At 69.4% G+C, this 14,411-nt stretch carries 17 protein-coding genes and 1 tRNA gene; 7 read left to right on the top strand and 11 right to left on the bottom strand.

What is annotated here, in order from left to right; translation table 11 throughout:
- A complete protein-coding gene (locus tag ACSQ1L_RS00405; protein WP_435990853.1) occupies nucleotides 1-492 on the bottom strand; it encodes a c-type cytochrome in 492 nt (163 codons plus the stop codon).
- 139 nt (nucleotides 493-631) lie between these two features.
- Between ACSQ1L_RS00405 and ACSQ1L_RS00410 the strand changes: the two genes are divergently transcribed.
- The 3 genes from ACSQ1L_RS00410 to ACSQ1L_RS00420 all read left to right on the top strand — a co-directional run bounded on the left by ACSQ1L_RS00410 (nucleotide 632) and on the right by ACSQ1L_RS00420 (nucleotide 3,399).
- On the top strand, nucleotides 632-943 hold the full coding sequence (locus ACSQ1L_RS00410; RefSeq protein WP_435990855.1) for a FeoA family protein: 312 nt from the start codon (nucleotides 632-634) through the stop codon (nucleotides 941-943).
- Nucleotides 943-2,814 (top strand): ferrous iron transporter B, encoded by a 1,872-nt coding sequence (feoB, locus tag ACSQ1L_RS00415; RefSeq protein ID WP_435990857.1) that lies wholly within the window; start codon nucleotides 943-945, stop codon nucleotides 2,812-2,814. Before ACSQ1L_RS00410 ends, feoB begins: the two co-directional genes overlap by 1 nt.
- Nucleotides 2,815-2,889: 75 nt before the next feature.
- Complete coding sequence (locus tag ACSQ1L_RS00420) at nucleotides 2,890-3,399, top strand: hypothetical protein (protein ID WP_435990859.1); 510 nt, start codon at nucleotides 2,890-2,892, stop codon at nucleotides 3,397-3,399.
- Between the two features lie 6 nt (nucleotides 3,400-3,405).
- On the opposite strand, the gene ACSQ1L_RS00425 is transcribed toward ACSQ1L_RS00420, so the two are convergent.
- Nucleotides 3,406-3,481 (bottom strand) — tRNA-Thr (locus ACSQ1L_RS00425).
- 44 nt (nucleotides 3,482-3,525) lie between these two features.
- The gene (locus ACSQ1L_RS00430; RefSeq protein ID WP_435990861.1) at nucleotides 3,526-3,963 is read right to left on the bottom strand and encodes an HIT family protein; all 438 of its coding nucleotides are present in this window, start codon (nucleotides 3,961-3,963) and stop codon (nucleotides 3,526-3,528) included.
- Nucleotides 3,964-4,067: 104 nt separating this feature from the next.
- Here ACSQ1L_RS00430 and ACSQ1L_RS00435 point away from each other — a divergent pair, with 104 nt between their 5' ends.
- Nucleotides 4,068-4,424, top strand: a complete 357-nt coding sequence (locus tag ACSQ1L_RS00435) for a phage holin family protein (RefSeq protein WP_435990863.1) — start codon at nucleotides 4,068-4,070, stop codon at nucleotides 4,422-4,424.
- A 1-nt stretch (nucleotide 4,425) separates the two neighbouring features.
- Here ACSQ1L_RS00435 and ACSQ1L_RS00440 read toward each other — a convergent pair whose 3' ends face one another.
- The 3 genes from ACSQ1L_RS00440 to ACSQ1L_RS00450 form a co-directional block, all read right to left on the bottom strand.
- Nucleotides 4,426-5,577, bottom strand: coding sequence for a GNAT family N-acetyltransferase (locus tag ACSQ1L_RS00440; RefSeq protein ID WP_435990865.1), 1,152 nt, complete (start codon nucleotides 5,575-5,577; stop codon nucleotides 4,426-4,428).
- The gene (locus ACSQ1L_RS00445) at nucleotides 5,574-6,032 is read right to left on the bottom strand and encodes a RidA family protein (RefSeq protein ID WP_435990867.1); all 459 of its coding nucleotides are present in this window, start codon (nucleotides 6,030-6,032) and stop codon (nucleotides 5,574-5,576) included. The genes ACSQ1L_RS00440 and ACSQ1L_RS00445 overlap by 4 nt, the downstream gene beginning before the upstream one ends.
- 812 nt (nucleotides 6,033-6,844) lie before the next feature.
- Nucleotides 6,845-8,092 carry a DNA polymerase IV gene (locus ACSQ1L_RS00450; RefSeq protein WP_435990869.1) on the bottom strand — a complete coding sequence of 416 codons (1,248 nt, stop codon included), beginning with the start codon at nucleotides 8,090-8,092 and terminating at the stop codon, nucleotides 6,845-6,847.
- A gap of 218 nt (nucleotides 8,093-8,310) precedes the next feature.
- Between ACSQ1L_RS00450 and ACSQ1L_RS00455 the strand changes: the two genes are divergently transcribed.
- A complete protein-coding gene (locus ACSQ1L_RS00455) occupies nucleotides 8,311-8,697 on the top strand; it encodes a response regulator (protein ID WP_435992475.1) in 387 nt (128 codons plus the stop codon).
- The gene (locus ACSQ1L_RS00460; RefSeq protein WP_435990871.1) at nucleotides 8,694-10,055 is read left to right on the top strand and encodes a PleD family two-component system response regulator; all 1,362 of its coding nucleotides are present in this window, start codon (nucleotides 8,694-8,696) and stop codon (nucleotides 10,053-10,055) included. The genes ACSQ1L_RS00455 and ACSQ1L_RS00460 overlap by 4 nt, the downstream gene beginning before the upstream one ends.
- A gap of 6 nt (nucleotides 10,056-10,061) precedes the next feature.
- On the opposite strand, the gene ACSQ1L_RS00465 is transcribed toward ACSQ1L_RS00460, so the two are convergent.
- Together ACSQ1L_RS00465 and rpmG are read right to left on the bottom strand one after the other, a co-directional pair.
- Nucleotides 10,062-10,241, bottom strand: a complete 180-nt coding sequence (locus ACSQ1L_RS00465) for a hypothetical protein (protein ID WP_435990873.1) — start codon at nucleotides 10,239-10,241, stop codon at nucleotides 10,062-10,064.
- Nucleotides 10,242-10,322: 81 nt separating this feature from the next.
- Nucleotides 10,323-10,490: a 50S ribosomal protein L33 gene (rpmG, locus tag ACSQ1L_RS00470; RefSeq protein ID WP_003164451.1), complete on the bottom strand. Its 168-nt coding sequence runs from the start codon at nucleotides 10,488-10,490 to the stop codon at nucleotides 10,323-10,325.
- Nucleotides 10,491-10,616: 126 nt separating this feature from the next.
- Here rpmG and ACSQ1L_RS00475 point away from each other — a divergent pair, with 126 nt between their 5' ends.
- Entirely contained in the window at nucleotides 10,617-11,207 is a 591-nt protein-coding gene (locus ACSQ1L_RS00475) for a hypothetical protein (RefSeq protein ID WP_435990875.1), read from the top strand.
- Here the strand turns inward: ACSQ1L_RS00475 and ACSQ1L_RS00480 are convergent, their stop codons facing one another.
- The 3 genes from ACSQ1L_RS00480 to ACSQ1L_RS00490 are packed head-to-tail and all read right to left on the bottom strand — an operon-like array spanning nucleotide 11,208 to nucleotide 14,338.
- Complete coding sequence (locus ACSQ1L_RS00480) at nucleotides 11,208-13,046, bottom strand: sulfotransferase (RefSeq protein WP_435990877.1); 1,839 nt, start codon at nucleotides 13,044-13,046, stop codon at nucleotides 11,208-11,210.
- 45 nt (nucleotides 13,047-13,091) lie between these two features.
- Nucleotides 13,092-13,499, bottom strand: a complete 408-nt coding sequence (locus ACSQ1L_RS00485; protein ID WP_435990879.1) for a DUF5990 family protein — start codon at nucleotides 13,497-13,499, stop codon at nucleotides 13,092-13,094.
- A gap of 14 nt (nucleotides 13,500-13,513) precedes the next feature.
- Nucleotides 13,514-14,338, bottom strand: a complete 825-nt coding sequence (locus tag ACSQ1L_RS00490) for a hypothetical protein (protein ID WP_435990881.1) — start codon at nucleotides 14,336-14,338, stop codon at nucleotides 13,514-13,516.
- Between the last annotated feature and the right edge of the window lie 73 nt (nucleotides 14,339-14,411).

A 14,411-nucleotide genomic window follows, 5' to 3' on the forward strand; every position in this document is an offset into this window, starting at 1 on the left:
TCAGGGCCGGGCGGGCGGCGCGTAGCCGGTTTCGACCTTCAGGAAGGCGATGACGTCGCGGCGGTCCTCGGCGTCCGGGATGCCGGCGAAGCTCATCTTGGTGCCCTTCAGGAAGGTGCGCGGGTTCTCCAGCCAGTGGTCGAGCCGTTCGGCGTTCCAGGTGAAGCCCGCCTGTTTGACGGCGGTTGAATAGTTGTAGTCCGGGTGACCGCCGGCTGGACGTCCGAAGACGCCGTACAGATTCGGGCCGGTCATGTTCGGACCGCCCTCGGTGAGGGTGTGGCATGAACGGCAGCGGGCGAAGACGCGCCGGCCGTTCTCGAGATCGCCGGCGTTGTAGGGGGGCGGCAGCGCGGCAAGCAGCGCCGCCTTCTCGGCGGGCGTCGGCCCCGAGCGCGTCGGCGCGGCGGCGGCGGCGTTCTTGCTCTCTCCGCCTTGACTACAGGACGCGAGACCAAGCCCGGCAAGGGCGATCAGAAGGGAACGGTTCATGCGGCCTCCATGGTCCAGTGATAGCGCAACACCGGGCCGGAACAACGGGCTGCGACGCTTCGACAGGGTGGACGGACGGCTATCGCACCTGATAATCACTGTCATATAGGCGCGTCAGCCGCGCCGCTGTGTGAGCGTCATGTCCGATACCATCCGACTCAGCCAGGCCCGGCGCGGCGACCGGGGCGTCATCGTCCAGGTCGGCGACCATTGCCATCACGATGAGCACGCACTGGAGCTGGAGCGCCGGTTTCTGGAACTGGGCTTCGTCGAGGGTGCGCGCGTCGAACTTCTGCACGAGGGTCTTCTGGGTCGTGACCCCATCGCCATGAAGGTGGACGACATGCGCGTGGCGTTGCGCCGGCATGAAGCCGCCGGCCTGATCGTCCGCATAGAGCCGGCGCCCGCCACGGTCGCCGCGCCCGTCGCTGCCGAGCAGGTTCCCGCCTGATGGATATGGCGGTTCGGAGCGCGCGGGTCGCGCTCGTTGGCAATCCCAACAGCGGCAAGACGGCGCTGTTCAACGCCCTGACCGGCGCGCACCAGAAGGTGGCGAACTACGCGGGCGTCACCGTCGAGCGCAAGGAGGGGCTGATCCGCACCGGCGACGGCCGGACCATGTCGCTGCTTGACCTGCCGGGCACCTATTCGCTGCGCGCCCGCAGTCCGGACGAGGAAGTCACCCGCGACGCGGTTCTGGGGCGACTTTCGGGTGAGACTCCGCCCGACGTCATCGTCTGCGTGGCCGACGCCACCAACCTGCGTCTGGTGCTGCGGCTGGTGCTGGAGTTGAAGGCGGTCGGGCGGCCGATGGTGTTGGCCCTGAACATGTACGACATCGCCCAGCGTCAGGGGTTGCGGATCGATCTGGAGCGGCTGTCGGCTGAACTCGCCGTTCCGGTCGTCACCACGACCGCCACCCGTCGGCGCGGCATCGAGAACCTGGTCGCAGCGATCGAGGCCGCGGCGGGCACGCTGTCCGCGACCGCCGAGATGGCGTGGACGCCGCCCGACGTCACCGCCCTGCGCGGCGCTGCGCGCGAGGCCGAACGGATCATGAAGGCGTGCGTCCAGCCGCCCGAGCGGCCGGATACGCTGACCGGCCGTGTCGACTCGGTGCTGCTGCATCCGGTCGGCGGCCTGGTCATCCTCCTGGCCCTGCTGTTCGTGATGTTCCAGGCGGTGTTCACCTGGGCCACGCCCTTGATGGATGGCATCGAGGCCAGCCTCGGCCTGCTGGGGACGGGGGTCGCGGCGGTCATTCCCGACGGCGTCTGGCAGAGCCTGATCGTCGACGGCCTGATCTCCGGCGTCGGCAGCGTGCTGGTCTTCCTGCCGCAGATCCTGATCCTGTTCCTGTTCATAATCATGCTCGAAGACTTCGGCTACATGGCGCGGGCGGCCTTCCTGATGGACAGGATCATGGGCGGCGCCGGCCTGCACGGCCGGGCCTTCATCCCGCTGCTGTCCAGCTTCGCCTGCGCCATCCCCGGCGTCATGGCCGCGCGAGTGATCGACTCGAAGCGGGATCGCCTGACCACCATCATGGTCGCCCCGCTGATGACCTGTTCGGCGCGGATTCCGGTCTACACCCTGATCATCGCCGCCTTCATCCCGAACAGGACCGTGTGGGGCTTCGCCAATCAGCAGGGGCTGGTCATGTTCGGCCTCTATGCGACGGGCATCCTCAGCGCGCTGGCGGTGTCGTTCGTGATCCGGCGCATCTTCTGGCGAGGCGCGGTCGAGCCGTTCATGATGGAGCTGCCCGCCTACAAGACGCCGGACCTGCGCAGCGTGCTGTTCAACCTCTGGCTCCGGGCGAGAATCTTCCTCGAGCGGGCCGGGCGGATCATCCTGCCGCTGATGGTGCTGATCTGGGCCCTGTCGACCTTCCCGTATCCGCCGGAGGGGGCGACGGCGCCGGCCATCGACTACAGTTTCGCCGGCATGCTCGGGAAGGCGCTGGAGCCGCTCTTCGCGCCCATCGGCTTCAACTGGCAGATGGTCATCGCCCTGATCCCCGGCATGGCGGCGCGGGAGGTGGCGGTGGCCGCCCTCGGCACCGTCTACGCCGTGGCCGATCCCGAGACCGCGACCGCCGTGCTGGCCACGACCCTGGCGGGGCAGTGGTCGCTGGCGACGGGGCTGGCCTTCCTGGCCTGGTACGTCTTTGCGCCGCAGTGCGTGGCGACGCTGGGCGTGGTCAAGCGCGAGACCAACTCCTGGAAGTGGATGTGGGTGATGGTCGCCTACATGTTCGGCCTGGCCTATCTGGCGGCCCTGATCACCTATCGCGTGGCGGTCACACTCGGCGGCGGTTGACTCTCCCGTAGAGAGAACAGTGGTTGACAAACCCCTCCTGATCCGGCGATTCGTGTCGGGTCCAGGAAATTCACCATGTTGTCGCCGCTAAAGCCGCTCCTGTGCAGACATGACTTCTACTGGTCCGAGCGCCACCTCTCGGAGCGATGCCGTCGTTGCGGCAAGCACCGGGCCGCCGAGGCGGTCGAGGTTTCGGGCAGGGCGAAGGGCGTCGTTGAACGGGCCTCGACGCCCGCGCCGGGCGCCTTGCCCAGCTTCATCCCGCCCGAGGGGGTTTTCATCGATTTCGACGATCGGAGACTCCGGCCGCTCCGGCCGCTCCGGTCGCCGGGCATGCTCCGGCCGGGCGCCAAGGCGCTGAAGGCGCAGGCGCGGGAACGCCGGGAGACGCTGCTGGGCTGGCTGGACCGACTGGTCGAGGGCGCCCGGCCGACGCGGGAAGAGGCGATCGACGGCGTGCTCGCCCTGATCGAGGATGCGCACTCGGCTGAGCCGGTGCTGTTCGGCGCGGACGCGGCCGGACATTTCGCCCGCCTGCATCAGGCCCGGGTGGCTCTGTCGCTGAGGCCCGGGAACGCCGCCTGACGGGACTGGTGCCGGTTGCAGGAATCGAACCCGCGACCTTCGGTTTACAAAACCGCTGCTCTACCAGCTGAGCTAAACCGGCGTCCGTCGTGACGGCGGTCCTTATGCTGGCGGGGCGGGCCGCGGTCAATCGAGGGCGGCGGCGATGCGGTCGGCCAGGGCGCGAAGGGCTTCGGGTTCGGCCATCGGGGCGTGGCCGTGGCCCTTCATGGGGCGGTCCGGCCAGCGCGGAACGATGTGGAAGTGCAGGTGGAAGACGGTCTGGCCGCCGGCCTCGCCGTTGAACTGCATGATCTGGAAGCCTTCGGGGGCGAGGGCTTTCACGACGGCTCGGGCGGTGCGCTGTGTGGCGGCGATCAGCCGGGCCAAGGCCTCCGGTTCGACGTCGAGCAGGTTCCGCGCGGTCGAGGTTTTCGACACGATCAGCACATGGCCCTCGGACTGGGGGAAGACATCCATGAAGGCGAGCACGTGCTCGTCCTCCCAGACCCTTACGGCCGGAATCTCGCCGCGCAGGATCCTGGCGAAGATGTTGTCGGGGTCGTAGGGGGCCTGGAGGGGCATCGGGGCTCTCTGGGTTTGTTCAGGCGAGGCTAGCAACGACGGCGCGGGGAGGGGAGCCCCGACCGCGTTCGGGTGCTATGGTCAAGCTCCAAAGGGAGTCGGCCATGCTGCGTTTCATCGTCCAGTTTCTCGTCACCTGCCTGGCCCTGTGGCTGGCGGCGCAGATCGTCCCCGGGGTGGCGTTCAGCGACACGACCACGCTGCTGCTGGCGGCCGTGCTGCTGGGGATCGCCAACGCCGTGGTGCGGCCGATCCTGACCGTGCTGACCTTTCCGCTGACGATCATCACCTTCGGCCTGTTCCTGCTGGTGGTGAACGCGGCGGTGATCGGCCTGGTGGCGGCGCTGCTGGGCGGCTTCATGGTCGACGGCCTGTGGGCCGGGATCGGCGCGGCCATCGTCACCGGCGTGGTCAGCTGGATCGCCGGCTGGTTCATCGGCGGCGACGCGCGACGCGCCTGAGTCATCCGAGGTCCCTGCGGAAGGGCGACAGCTCGTCGGTGAGGGCGTTGATCTCCGCATCGACCGCGGGGCGCTCGCGCTCGAGGTAGTCGGCCACCGGGCTGCGCAGGGCCGGGTCGGCGATGAAGTGGGCCGAGTAGACGGGCGACGGCAGGTAGCCGCGGGCGATCTTGTGCTCGCCCTGGGCCCCGGCCTCGACGCGGGCGAGACCGCGCTCGATGGCGAACTCGATGGCCCGGTAATAGCAGAGCTCGAAATGGAGGAAGGGGACCTCCTCCAGCGCGCCCCACTGGCGGCCGTAGAGGGTGTCGCGGCCGATCAGGTTGAGGGCCCCGGCGATCGGAATCCCGTCGCGGAAGGCCATGATCAGGGCGATGCGGTCGGCCATGGTCCGGCCGATGCGGCTGAAGAAGTCGCGGGTCAGGTAGGGGCGGCCCCACTTTCGCGAGCCGGTGTCCATGTAGAAGGCGAAGAAGGCGTCCCAATGCCTCTCCTCGATATCGGCGCCGGTGAGGACGCGGATGTCGAGCCCCGTCTGCGCCTCGCGGCGTTCGCGGCGAATGGTCTTGCGGCGGCTGGAGGACAGGGCCGAGAGGAAGTCGTCGAAGGTTTCGTAGCCGCCGTTCTTCCAGACGTACTGCATGTCCTGGCGTTGCAGCAGGCCCGCATCGCCGAGGGCGCGCCATTCGTCATGGGTGGGGAAGTTGACGTGCAGCGAGGAGACGCCGAGCCGCCCGGTCAGGGCCAGGGCGCCCTGCAGCAGGGCCTCGCGCACGGTCGCCGCGTCGGCGTCGGGATGGGCGAGGAAGCGCGGGCCGGTGACGGGGGTGAAGGGCACGGCGGCCAGCAGCTTGGGATAGTAGCGGCCGCCGGCGCGCTCGTAGGCGTCGGCCCAGCTGTGGTCGAAGACGTATTCGCCCTGGCTGTGTCCCTTGAGCCAGAGGGGCATGACGCCGATGACGCGGCCGGTCTCGTCGGCGAGGGAGAGATGGCGGCCGGCCCAGCCCTCGCGCGGAACCGCGCTGCCGGAGGCCTCGCAGGCGTCGAGGAAGTCGTACGAGACGAAGGGGTCGCCGGAGGGGGAGGCGCAGGCGTCCCACGCCTCCCGGCCGATATCGGCGACCCGATCGTTGACGCGGAGGGTGAAGGTCACCGCACCTCGACGATGGCGTCCACCTCGACGGCGAAGCCGAGCGGGAGTTTGTAGACGCCGACGGCCGAGCGGGCGTGGCGGCCCTTGTCGCCGAACACCTCGACCATCAGGTCCGAGCAGCCGTTGATGACGGCGGGAATGGCTTCGAAGTCGCCGGCGGCCTGGACGAAGCCGCCCAGTTTGACGACGCGGACGACGCGCTCGAGGTCGCCGTCGAGGGCGGCGCTCATCTGGGCCAGCAGGTTGACGCCGCACATGCGGGCCGCGGCCTGGGCCTGTTCGGGAGAGACGTCTGCGCCGACCGTGCCCTTCACGCCGCCCGAGGCGTCGTTGGACAGCTGGCCCGAGATGTGGACCAGGTTTCCGGTCTGCACGTACGGCACGTAGTTGGCGACCGCCTTGGCGGGTTCCGGCAGGGCGATGCCGAGTTCGGCGAGGCGGGCGGCGACGGTCATGAGAAGCTCCTGATGGGGATGTGGGGGCGGTTTAGCGCGGGGGAGGGGCGGCGTCACCGGATTCGACGCATGACTCTTCGCCGCTACTTCCGAAGCGGTGTGGGGAGGGTGCAGGGCGGCCGGGCCTCGCCCGGTGCTGTTGTAGTGTTACCGTTTCGACGAGGTGGACGCCCCGCGTGGCCGTTATCCACTCGCCCCGCCGGCTGGCGGCCCTTCTCGGGCCTCACCGGCGTCCCGGACCGCCCCTTGCGGGAAGGCCGGAAGGCGGAACGTGCTGACCGTGTTCAGTCAATGTAGCGGTTCCATCCGAAGGCGCGCGGCGAGCAAGCGGAGGCCATCCATCGACCTCCGACGAGGACCCCCGGGCTCTCCTCCGCCCGGGCTTCATCGCTCGACCACAGCCCGCCGTCATCGAGAACGTGGATCCGACGCCCTCCCCGTCCGACGGGATGGGCAGGAGTCTACGGCGGGTTCTTCCTGCGGCGGGTTCAGGACGCTGACACGGAGGCGATGTGTCGGGAAAACAAGGCGTTGGCGGTTCGGATTATGATGCCTGCGCATGAACTTGCAGCGCAGCAATTTCGCTTTCGTCATCCTCCGGCGACCCTCGCGAAAGCGAGGGGAGGCCGGGGGACCCAGCGGCGCGCGCGAGCGCGACCCTGTCGGGAGCGTCGCTGTTCACATCAGCCTGCCTGAACAGATCGCCTTCGGCGCCGCTGGATCCCCCGGTCTCGCTGCGCTCGCCGGAGGATGACGAAAGCAGGAGCGGGGGTGAGGCGGCGCGACCTCCGGGATGACGAAAGGAGGGGCGCCTACCCCTTCAGCGCGCGTCCCGCCACCACGGCGCCCGCGCCGAATTTCGCGCGCAGGCGGTCGATGGCGGTTTCGGTCTTGAGGGCTCGGGCCTCGGTGGATTCGAACAGGGCGGAGGGGGCGTCGACGGCGTCCTGGACGTCGCCCATGCCGATGCCGATCAGGCGGTAGGGGCGGCCGAGCTCGGGGACCATCAACTCGCGGCCGGCGGCGAACAGGGCGCGGGCGGTCTGGACCGGCTCGGGCAGGGTGACGCGGCGGGTGACGATCTTGAAGTCCGTCCGGCGCAGCTTGAGCATGACGACGCGGCTGGCGACGCCGTCGCGGCGGGCCTTGGAGGCCAGCTTCTCGCACAGGGGCCAGAGCTCGGCCTCGAGGTCCTCGGCCGTGGTCAGGTCGTCGTTGAAGGTGGTCTCGGCGCTCATGCCCTTCCGCTCGTGCCCCGGATTGACCAGGCGGGCGTCGCGGCCGTGGGCGAGGTCGTGCAGGCGCAGGCCGGTCTCGCCGTAGCGCCTGATCAGGTCGCGCGGGTCGGCGGCGGCGAGATCGCCGACGGTGGCGAAGCCGTCGCTCTGCAGGGTCTTGCGGAACACCGGCCCGACTCCGGGCAAGACCCCAACCGGCTTGGGGGCGAGCAGGGCTTGGGCCTCGGCCCCGATGACCGAGAAGCCGCGAGGTTTGTCGAGCTCGGAGGCGACCTTGGCGAGGAAGCGGTTGGCGGCGAGGCCGATCGAGACGGTCAGGCCGACCTCGGCCTCGATCTGCTGCTGCAGCCGGATCAGCTGCAGGGCCGGCGGGCCGTCGTTGAGGCGCTCGGTGCCGGCCAGATCGATCCATGCCTCGTCGAGCGACAGGGTCTGGACCAGCGGGGTCAGGCGGCGGACGGCGCCGAAGATGGCGTCGCTGGCGGCGCGGTATTTGGCGAAGTCCGGCTTGATGACGACAGCGTCCGGACAGGCCTTGAGGGCCTTGAACATCGGCATGGCCGAATGGACGCCATACAGGCGGGCGATGTAGCAGCAGGTCGTGACGACGCCGCGCTTGCCGCCGCCGACGATGACCGGGACGTCGCGCAGCTCGGGCCGGTCGCGCTTCTCCACCGAGGCGTAGAAGGCGTCGCAGTCGAGGTGAGCGATGGTCAGGCGGGCGAGCTCCTCGTGAAAGATCACCCGGCGCGAATCGCAGGCGCCGCAGCGCTCGGCCCGATGGTCGGCGGTCCAGAGGCAGTCGCGGCAGATGACTTTCATGCGGTGGACGAGTCCTGTCGGCGGCGCATTATCTGTCATCCGCGCGATTTGCCACACCGCTATCGCTATCTTCCGGTCGCGCGGCTGCACCGCTTGCACGGCGCGGCTTCTTCGCTTCACGTCAACTTAAGAGAACGGCGGCATAGACTGCCGGTGAAGAAGGCGAGCAAGCCTCCGCGCGAACCGCGCTTTCCAACGGGGCAACAGACCGGGTGATGATGTCTAAGACGGTCCTCATCGTCGAGGATAACGAGCTGAACATGAAGCTTTTTCATGATCTGCTCGAGTCCCAGGGGTACAGCACCCTGCAAACCCGCGAGGGCCTGCAGGCGCTCGCCCTGGCGCGGCAGCATCGCCCTGACCTGATCCTGATGGACATCCAGCTGCCCGAGATCAGCGGCCTGGAAGTCACCAAATGGCTGAAGGACGACGAGGAGCTGAGCCACATACCGGTGGTGGCGGTGACCGCCTTCGCCATGAAGGGCGACGAGGAGCGGATCCGGCAAGGCGGCTGCGAGGCCTATATCTCCAAGCCGATCTCGGTGATGCATTTCCTCGAGGTGGTCCGCAAACACCTCGGCCCGGTCGAGGCGCTGGTCCCATGACCGCGCGCATCCTGGTCGTCGACGACGTCGAGCCGAACGTGCGCCTGCTCGAGGCCAAGCTGACGATCGAATACTATGAGGTGCTGACGGCCATGGACGGCGCCACGGCGCTGGAGATCGCCGCGGCCGAGCGGCCCGACATCATCCTGCTGGACGTGATGATGCCCGGGATGGACGGGTTCGAGACCTGCCGGCGGCTGAAGGCCGATCCGGTGACGCGGCATATCCCGGTGGTGCTGGTCACGGCGCTGGACGGCCGCGAGGACAAGATCAAGGGACTGGACGTCGGGGCCGACGACTTCGTCACCAAGCCGATCGACGACGTCATCCTGTTCGCCCGGGTCAAGTCGCTGGTGCGGCTCAAGGCGGTGATGGACGAACTGCGCGAACGCGAGGAGACCGGGCGTCGCATGGGCGTCGATTCGGACGGAGCGGGCCGGCTGCGCGGCTCGGGCGGCCGAGTGCTGATCGTCGACGACAGCGAACTGCAGACCACCAAGATGATCGAGCACCTGGCCCGGGAGCACCGGCCGGTGGCCGAGACGGATCCCGCCGCCGCCCTGATCGCCGCGCGCGGGCCCGTCGATCTGATGATCGTGAATGTGTCGAGCGCCGGCTTCGACGGGCTGCGCTTCGTGGCCCAGGTGCGGTCGAGCGAGGCCTCGCGGCGGACGCCGATCCTGGCCGTGGTCGAATCCTCGGACCGGCCGCGCCTGCTGAAAGCGCTGGAGCTGGGCGTCAACGACATCCTGCCGCGCCCGGTCGATCCCGAGGAGTTGATGGCGCGGGCGCGCACCCAGATCAAGCGCAAGCGCTACGCCGACTTCCTCAAGGAGAAGCTGGACTACAGCCTCGAGATGGCGGTGACCGACGCGCTGACGGGCCTGCACAACCGGCGCTACATGGCCGGCCAGCTGCAGGCGATGGTCAGTCGGGCCGGGCAGGGCGGCGATCCGGTCGCGGTGCTGGTCATGGACATCGACCACTTCAAGGCGGTCAACGACGGCTTCGGCCATGACGCCGGCGACGAGGTGCTGCGCGAGTTCGCGGTGCGGCTGGCGACCAATGTGCGGGCCATCGACCTGCCGTGCCGGCTGGGCGGCGAGGAGTTCGTGGTGGTGATGCCAGGCGCCAGCCTGGAAGACGCCGCGCGGGTGGCCGACCGCATCCGCCGCGATATCGAGGCCCAGCCCTTCCCGATCATGGGCGGGGCCGAGGGGCTGACCATCACGGTCTCGATCGGGGTGGCGGCGAGCGTCGCCGGGGACACGCCGGAAGCCCTGCTGAAGCGGGGCGACGAGGGGGTCTACGACGCGAAGTCGCGCGGGCGGAACCAGGTCATCGCGCGGGCGGCGTAACCAACCCTAGCGGCTCATCCAGGGCTTCGACTTGCCCGTCGCGATGCTGGCCGCCTGCTCGCGCTGGAAGCGCCCGCCGCGGGGCGGTTTGGGCCGCGCGTCGATGATGGCCCGCTTCAGGCGGAGGGCGCGCTGGATGGGCGTCTCGGGGGACGCATCCGGCTGGTTGTCATCGCGATCGGTCATTCCGCAGCCTAGCACGCCCGACAATGAAAAACGCCCGGCCATCACTGACCGGGCGTCTGAAAATCCAGCAGGGGTGAACCCTTACTTGATCTTGCCTTCCTTGAACTCGACGTGCTTGCGCACGACCGGGTCGTACTTCTTGACGACCATCTTCTCGGTCATCGTCCGGGCGTTCTTCTTGGTGACGTAGAAGAAGCCGGTGTCGGCGGTCGAGTTCAGGCGGATCTTGATGGAAGCCGGCTTGGCCATCGGAATTACCTTTGCGACGGCGAAAGCCGCTGAAATGAGAGGCGCGGAACATACTCAGGCGCGTCCGGAAGTCAACCGGGCGAAAGGCGCATTGAGCCGGCGGCCGGAGCGGGTCACGGTGACGGCATGAAAAGCCTCGCCCTCGCCGCCGTCGCGGCCCTGTCCCTGTCGCCGCTTCTGGCCGGTTGCGCAAGCGCGCCCGGTTTTGCGCCAGGCGAGACGGCCGATCCGCAGGCCGCCTTCATGGCGCGGCTGAACGCCCTGTGCGGACAGCGGTTCGTGGGGCGGGTGGTGACGGATGACCCGGCCGACGCCGACTTCCGCGACAACCGGCTGCTGATGCATGTGCGCGACTGCTCGGCGGACGAGGTTGGGATTCCGTTCGCGGTGGGCGAGGACCGGTCGCGCCGCTGGGTCGTGACGCGGACCGGTGAGGGCCTGCGGCTCAAGCACGATCACCGGGATCCGGAGGGCGTGATCCACGGCTATCACATGTATGGCGGCGATACGGCGGGGCCGGGCACGGCCGGGAGGCAGGAATTCCCGGTCGACCGGGAGTCGATCGACCAGTTCGTCGCCGGCGGCGCGACGGTGTCGACGACCAACGTCTGGGCCGTCGAGGTGCATCCGGGGCGGATGTTCGCCTATGAGCTGCGCCGGCCGGAAGGCCGGTTCATGCGGGTGGAGTTCGACCTGACGCGGCCGGTGGCCGAATAGTCACCGGAAGGCGCGCAGGCGCTCGAGCACGGGCGCGAGGTCGGGGACCAGCGGCTCGATCTCGGCGGCGTTCTTCTTCCATTTGCCGGCCTCGGGCGGGGTCAGGGTGTGGCGCGAGACAGGCAGGGCGGCGCCGGTGCGCTCGGCCAGAGCCGCGTCGAACTCGAGCCCGGCGAAGTCGCAGACGCCCCGGATGACGGCGGCGGGATCGGCGAGGAAGTCGCTGTAGCGGACTACGTGGCGGCGCTCGGCCGGGAGCTGTTCCAGATCGTCCATGATGGTCTGGTTGGTGGTGGCCCACTGGTAGGCCGCGATCTCGGGCACGGGCCTGCCCTTGAGGGCCTTCCAGCCGGGCGGCAGCAGCATCGACCACGGACCGTCCCAGCCGGGCAGGTTCGGATAGGTGACCCAGCCGCCGGCGCGCCAGGCGTCGATGATGCTGGAAATGTTCTCTTCCGGCTCGCGCCACAGGAAGACGAAGCGGGCGTCGGGGAAGAGGGCGTCGAAGAAGGGGATGCGCAGGGCGTTCTTGGGCGTCTTCTCGAGCAGGCGGACAGAGTCGGCGTCGGCGCGCTCGCCCGAGGCGTCGACCAGCTTTTCGGCCAGGCGCGACTTCATCGCCAGGGCGATCTCGGGCGTCAGGCGGTCGGCGGTCAGGCGGTTGGAGTCGACGCCGGGCGCGCCGGGCAGGAACATCCGGAAGCCCTCGACCAGCCAGTGGGCCTCGCCGCCGGGATTGTGCAGCTGGGGGGTGACGGCGAGGGTCTCGAACAGGGCGGTGCTGCCGGAGCGCGGGGCGGCGACGATGATGACCGGGCGGTCGTAGTCGGGGGTGCGGACGACCGGCCGGGCGGCGGGTGCGGCGACCCCGCCGGAAGCCGGCCCGCCCATCGCCCCGACCTCCGGGTTGACCGCATAGGTGCCGATGCGCTGGCCGATGACGCGCAGCACCGGCATCTGGTTGGTCCGGACGCGCAGGTCGTCGCCGAGGGCCTGGACCTGCTGCAGCAGCATCTCCAGCCGCTTGCGATAGTGGGGGACGCCCTTGTCGCCGTCGGCGAACAGGGACCAGAGCTGGCGCCAGTCCTGACGGAAGCCGTAGAGGAGGCGTTGGTAGCGATCCATCTCCTCGCGGCCGGCCTCGTCGGGCTTGAGCGAGATCGTCTCTTCGACCAGGTCGCGCAACAGGTCGTCGACCTCGGACGGAGGCATGACGCGGTAGACGTTGTACTGCTCGGTGGCGATGCCGACGCGGGCGCCGGGCTGGTACGGCGCCGTTTGCGGCGGGAGGTCCCGGGTCGCGGCGGCGTGGGCCATCTCCCAGAAGCGGCTGTTGCCGGTGGTGTCGGCGACGAGGTGGATGCGCTCGACGGCCGAGTTGTTCTCGACCTTGTGGACGCGCCAGTTGTCGAAGATCCAAGCCTCCCCCTCGGCCATGTTCACGACCTGGTCGTCGCAGAAGAATTTGACCTCCGGCGTCGTCACGATCGGGATGTGCAGCCGGACCCGGTGATACCAGTGGTAGTTGATGTCGGTGTGCATCGGCACGGTGGCGCCGGGCCCGAGCTTCATCAGGCGCGAGCGGCTCCAGACCACGCCGAAATGGGCCAGGACCTGCTGCAGGTAGGGCGAGGCCTTCAGGTGCGGCGTCATGGCCATGGGGCCGGCGACGTCGTCGTTCTCGCCGCCGCCGACGGTGATCAGGCGCAGGGCGCTGTTGCCGTCGAGGTTGTTCGGGTGGCGCACCCACGCCTCGGCGGGCAGGGCCGCGATCTCCTCCTGCAGGCGCGCGGCGTCGAACCGGAACGGCAGCTTGATGAACGGCGCCTCGAGTTTCATGCCGTCGGCATACCGGCGGGCGCGGCCGGGGTCAAAGCGGCGGCCTCAGAGCGCGCGCCACGGCGAGACCGGCCGGACGGTGGCGCAGGTCGGCGAGCCGTCCTTGCCGCGACCGGGCAGGACCGCCTCCAGCGTGCGCCCGGCGCGGGCCCGCTCCAGCAGGGCGGGCGGGATGTCGTGGATGTCGATCTTGGCGCGGCGGGTCCAGCATGAGCCGTGGTCTCCGGCGGACTGGCCGATGCGGATGTAGACGAAGCGCCGCGCCGGGCCCTCGCGGCGGACGAAGGGGCCGAGGAAGCGGTTGTCGTCGGACAGGCGGACCGGCACGTCGAACGAAAGGGCCCCGGCCGCGGTGACGGGCTCGAACGGCGCGTCGTCCTTCTGCAGGCTGTAGCGGACGCCCGGAACCGGGTCGGCGATCGTCAGGCGCAGGGTGATCGGCGTATCGGCCATGCCTCCCTCCCGTGTCAGCCGCCGTCCCGCAGGGTCTTGAGCAGGGCCTCGGCCTGGTCCCACCGCTGGAAGACGTCGGCGGCGTCGCCGCTGACGCAGCCGGCGTCCCAGTTGAGCTGCTGGTCCCCGTGGCCCGTCTGCGACCAGGTCAGGCGGCCGTAGGGACCGTCGGCGATGACCCGCTCGCACTCGAAGCGAACGCCTTCGTAGGGTCGGAACAGCTCGCGCAGGCGGTCGAAGTCGGCCTCCGAGACCGGGAAGGCCTCTGTCTTGCCGTCGGCCTGGCTCCAGCGGCCCTCGCCGCCGCGGGGGATGGTCCACTCCTGCGTCACCCGGCCCCAGTAGAGCGAGGTCAGGGTCAGGCGGTCGGGATCGGGCAGGATCGGCAGGGGCGGCGGGACCCAGCGTTCCTCCGCCATCTGTTCGACGGCGTAGTAGGCGCGGCTGATGCCGCGATCGGCTTCGTGGTGGCCATCGGCGTAGCAGATGGACTCGTGCGGGCGGCGGATCTCCGCGCCGTGTTCGCGCCAGACCAGATAGCCGTTGTGCTCCCACTGCTCCTTCCTGCCGCAGATCAGGCCGGTCTCGCGATAGGGCGCCAGCAGGTCGCGGATGCGGACGTAATCGGCATGGGTGACGGGGAAGGTGTAGTCCTCGTCCTCGCCCGTCTTGAAGCGGCCCTCGCCACCGTCCTCGACCGAGAAGAACATCGTGCCCGGGTGATAGACCACCTCGACCTTGTCGGGCGGGCCGTTGGCCACGGCGGGCGCCTGTTGCGGCAAGGCCTGGGCGGCGCAGCTGGCGAGCAGAGCCGCCGCACCGATGATGAGACCGCGCATTCCATCCCTCCCTCTTCCCTGGCGCCGAATAGAGCGCAGACTGGCCGTGCGGAGCAACCCGGGGTCGGAGGTT

The organism is Brevundimonas sp. LjRoot202, assembly GCF_964253355.1.
Lineage (GTDB): Bacteria > Pseudomonadota > Alphaproteobacteria > Caulobacterales > Caulobacteraceae > Brevundimonas.

Excerpts from the sequence above, each read along its gene's own strand:
- ACSQ1L_RS00410 (WP_435990855.1), top strand. The coding sequence starts at position 632 with ATGTCCGATACCATCCGACTCAGCCAGGCCCGGCGCGGCGACCGGGGC.
- rpmG (WP_003164451.1), bottom strand. The coding sequence starts at position 10,490 with ATGGCCAAGCCGGCTTCCATCAAGATCCGCCTGAACTCGACCGCCGAC.
- ACSQ1L_RS00465 (WP_435990873.1), bottom strand. The coding sequence starts at position 10,241 with ATGACCGATCGCGATGACAACCAGCCGGATGCGTCCCCCGAGACGCCC.
- ACSQ1L_RS00435 (WP_435990863.1), top strand. The coding sequence starts at position 4,068 with ATGCTGCGTTTCATCGTCCAGTTTCTCGTCACCTGCCTGGCCCTGTGG.
- ACSQ1L_RS00475 (WP_435990875.1), top strand. The coding sequence starts at position 10,617 with ATGAAAAGCCTCGCCCTCGCCGCCGTCGCGGCCCTGTCCCTGTCGCCG.
- ACSQ1L_RS00485 (WP_435990879.1), bottom strand. The coding sequence starts at position 13,499 with ATGGCCGATACGCCGATCACCCTGCGCCTGACGATCGCCGACCCGGTT.
- ACSQ1L_RS00430 (WP_435990861.1), bottom strand. The coding sequence starts at position 3,963 with ATGCCCCTCCAGGCCCCCTACGACCCCGACAACATCTTCGCCAGGATC.
- ACSQ1L_RS00455 (WP_435992475.1), top strand. The coding sequence starts at position 8,311 with ATGTCTAAGACGGTCCTCATCGTCGAGGATAACGAGCTGAACATGAAG.
- ACSQ1L_RS00450 (WP_435990869.1), bottom strand. The coding sequence starts at position 8,092 with ATGAAAGTCATCTGCCGCGACTGCCTCTGGACCGCCGACCATCGGGCC.
- ACSQ1L_RS00445 (WP_435990867.1), bottom strand. The coding sequence starts at position 6,032 with ATGACCGTCGCCGCCCGCCTCGCCGAACTCGGCATCGCCCTGCCGGAA.
- feoB (WP_435990857.1), top strand. The coding sequence starts at position 943 with ATGGATATGGCGGTTCGGAGCGCGCGGGTCGCGCTCGTTGGCAATCCC.
- ACSQ1L_RS00420 (WP_435990859.1), top strand. The coding sequence starts at position 2,890 with ATGTTGTCGCCGCTAAAGCCGCTCCTGTGCAGACATGACTTCTACTGG.
- ACSQ1L_RS00460 (WP_435990871.1), top strand. The coding sequence starts at position 8,694 with ATGACCGCGCGCATCCTGGTCGTCGACGACGTCGAGCCGAACGTGCGC.
- ACSQ1L_RS00480 (WP_435990877.1), bottom strand. The coding sequence starts at position 13,046 with ATGAAACTCGAGGCGCCGTTCATCAAGCTGCCGTTCCGGTTCGACGCC.
- ACSQ1L_RS00405 (WP_435990853.1), bottom strand. The coding sequence starts at position 492 with ATGAACCGTTCCCTTCTGATCGCCCTTGCCGGGCTTGGTCTCGCGTCC.
- ACSQ1L_RS00490 (WP_435990881.1), bottom strand. The coding sequence starts at position 14,338 with ATGCGCGGTCTCATCATCGGTGCGGCGGCTCTGCTCGCCAGCTGCGCC.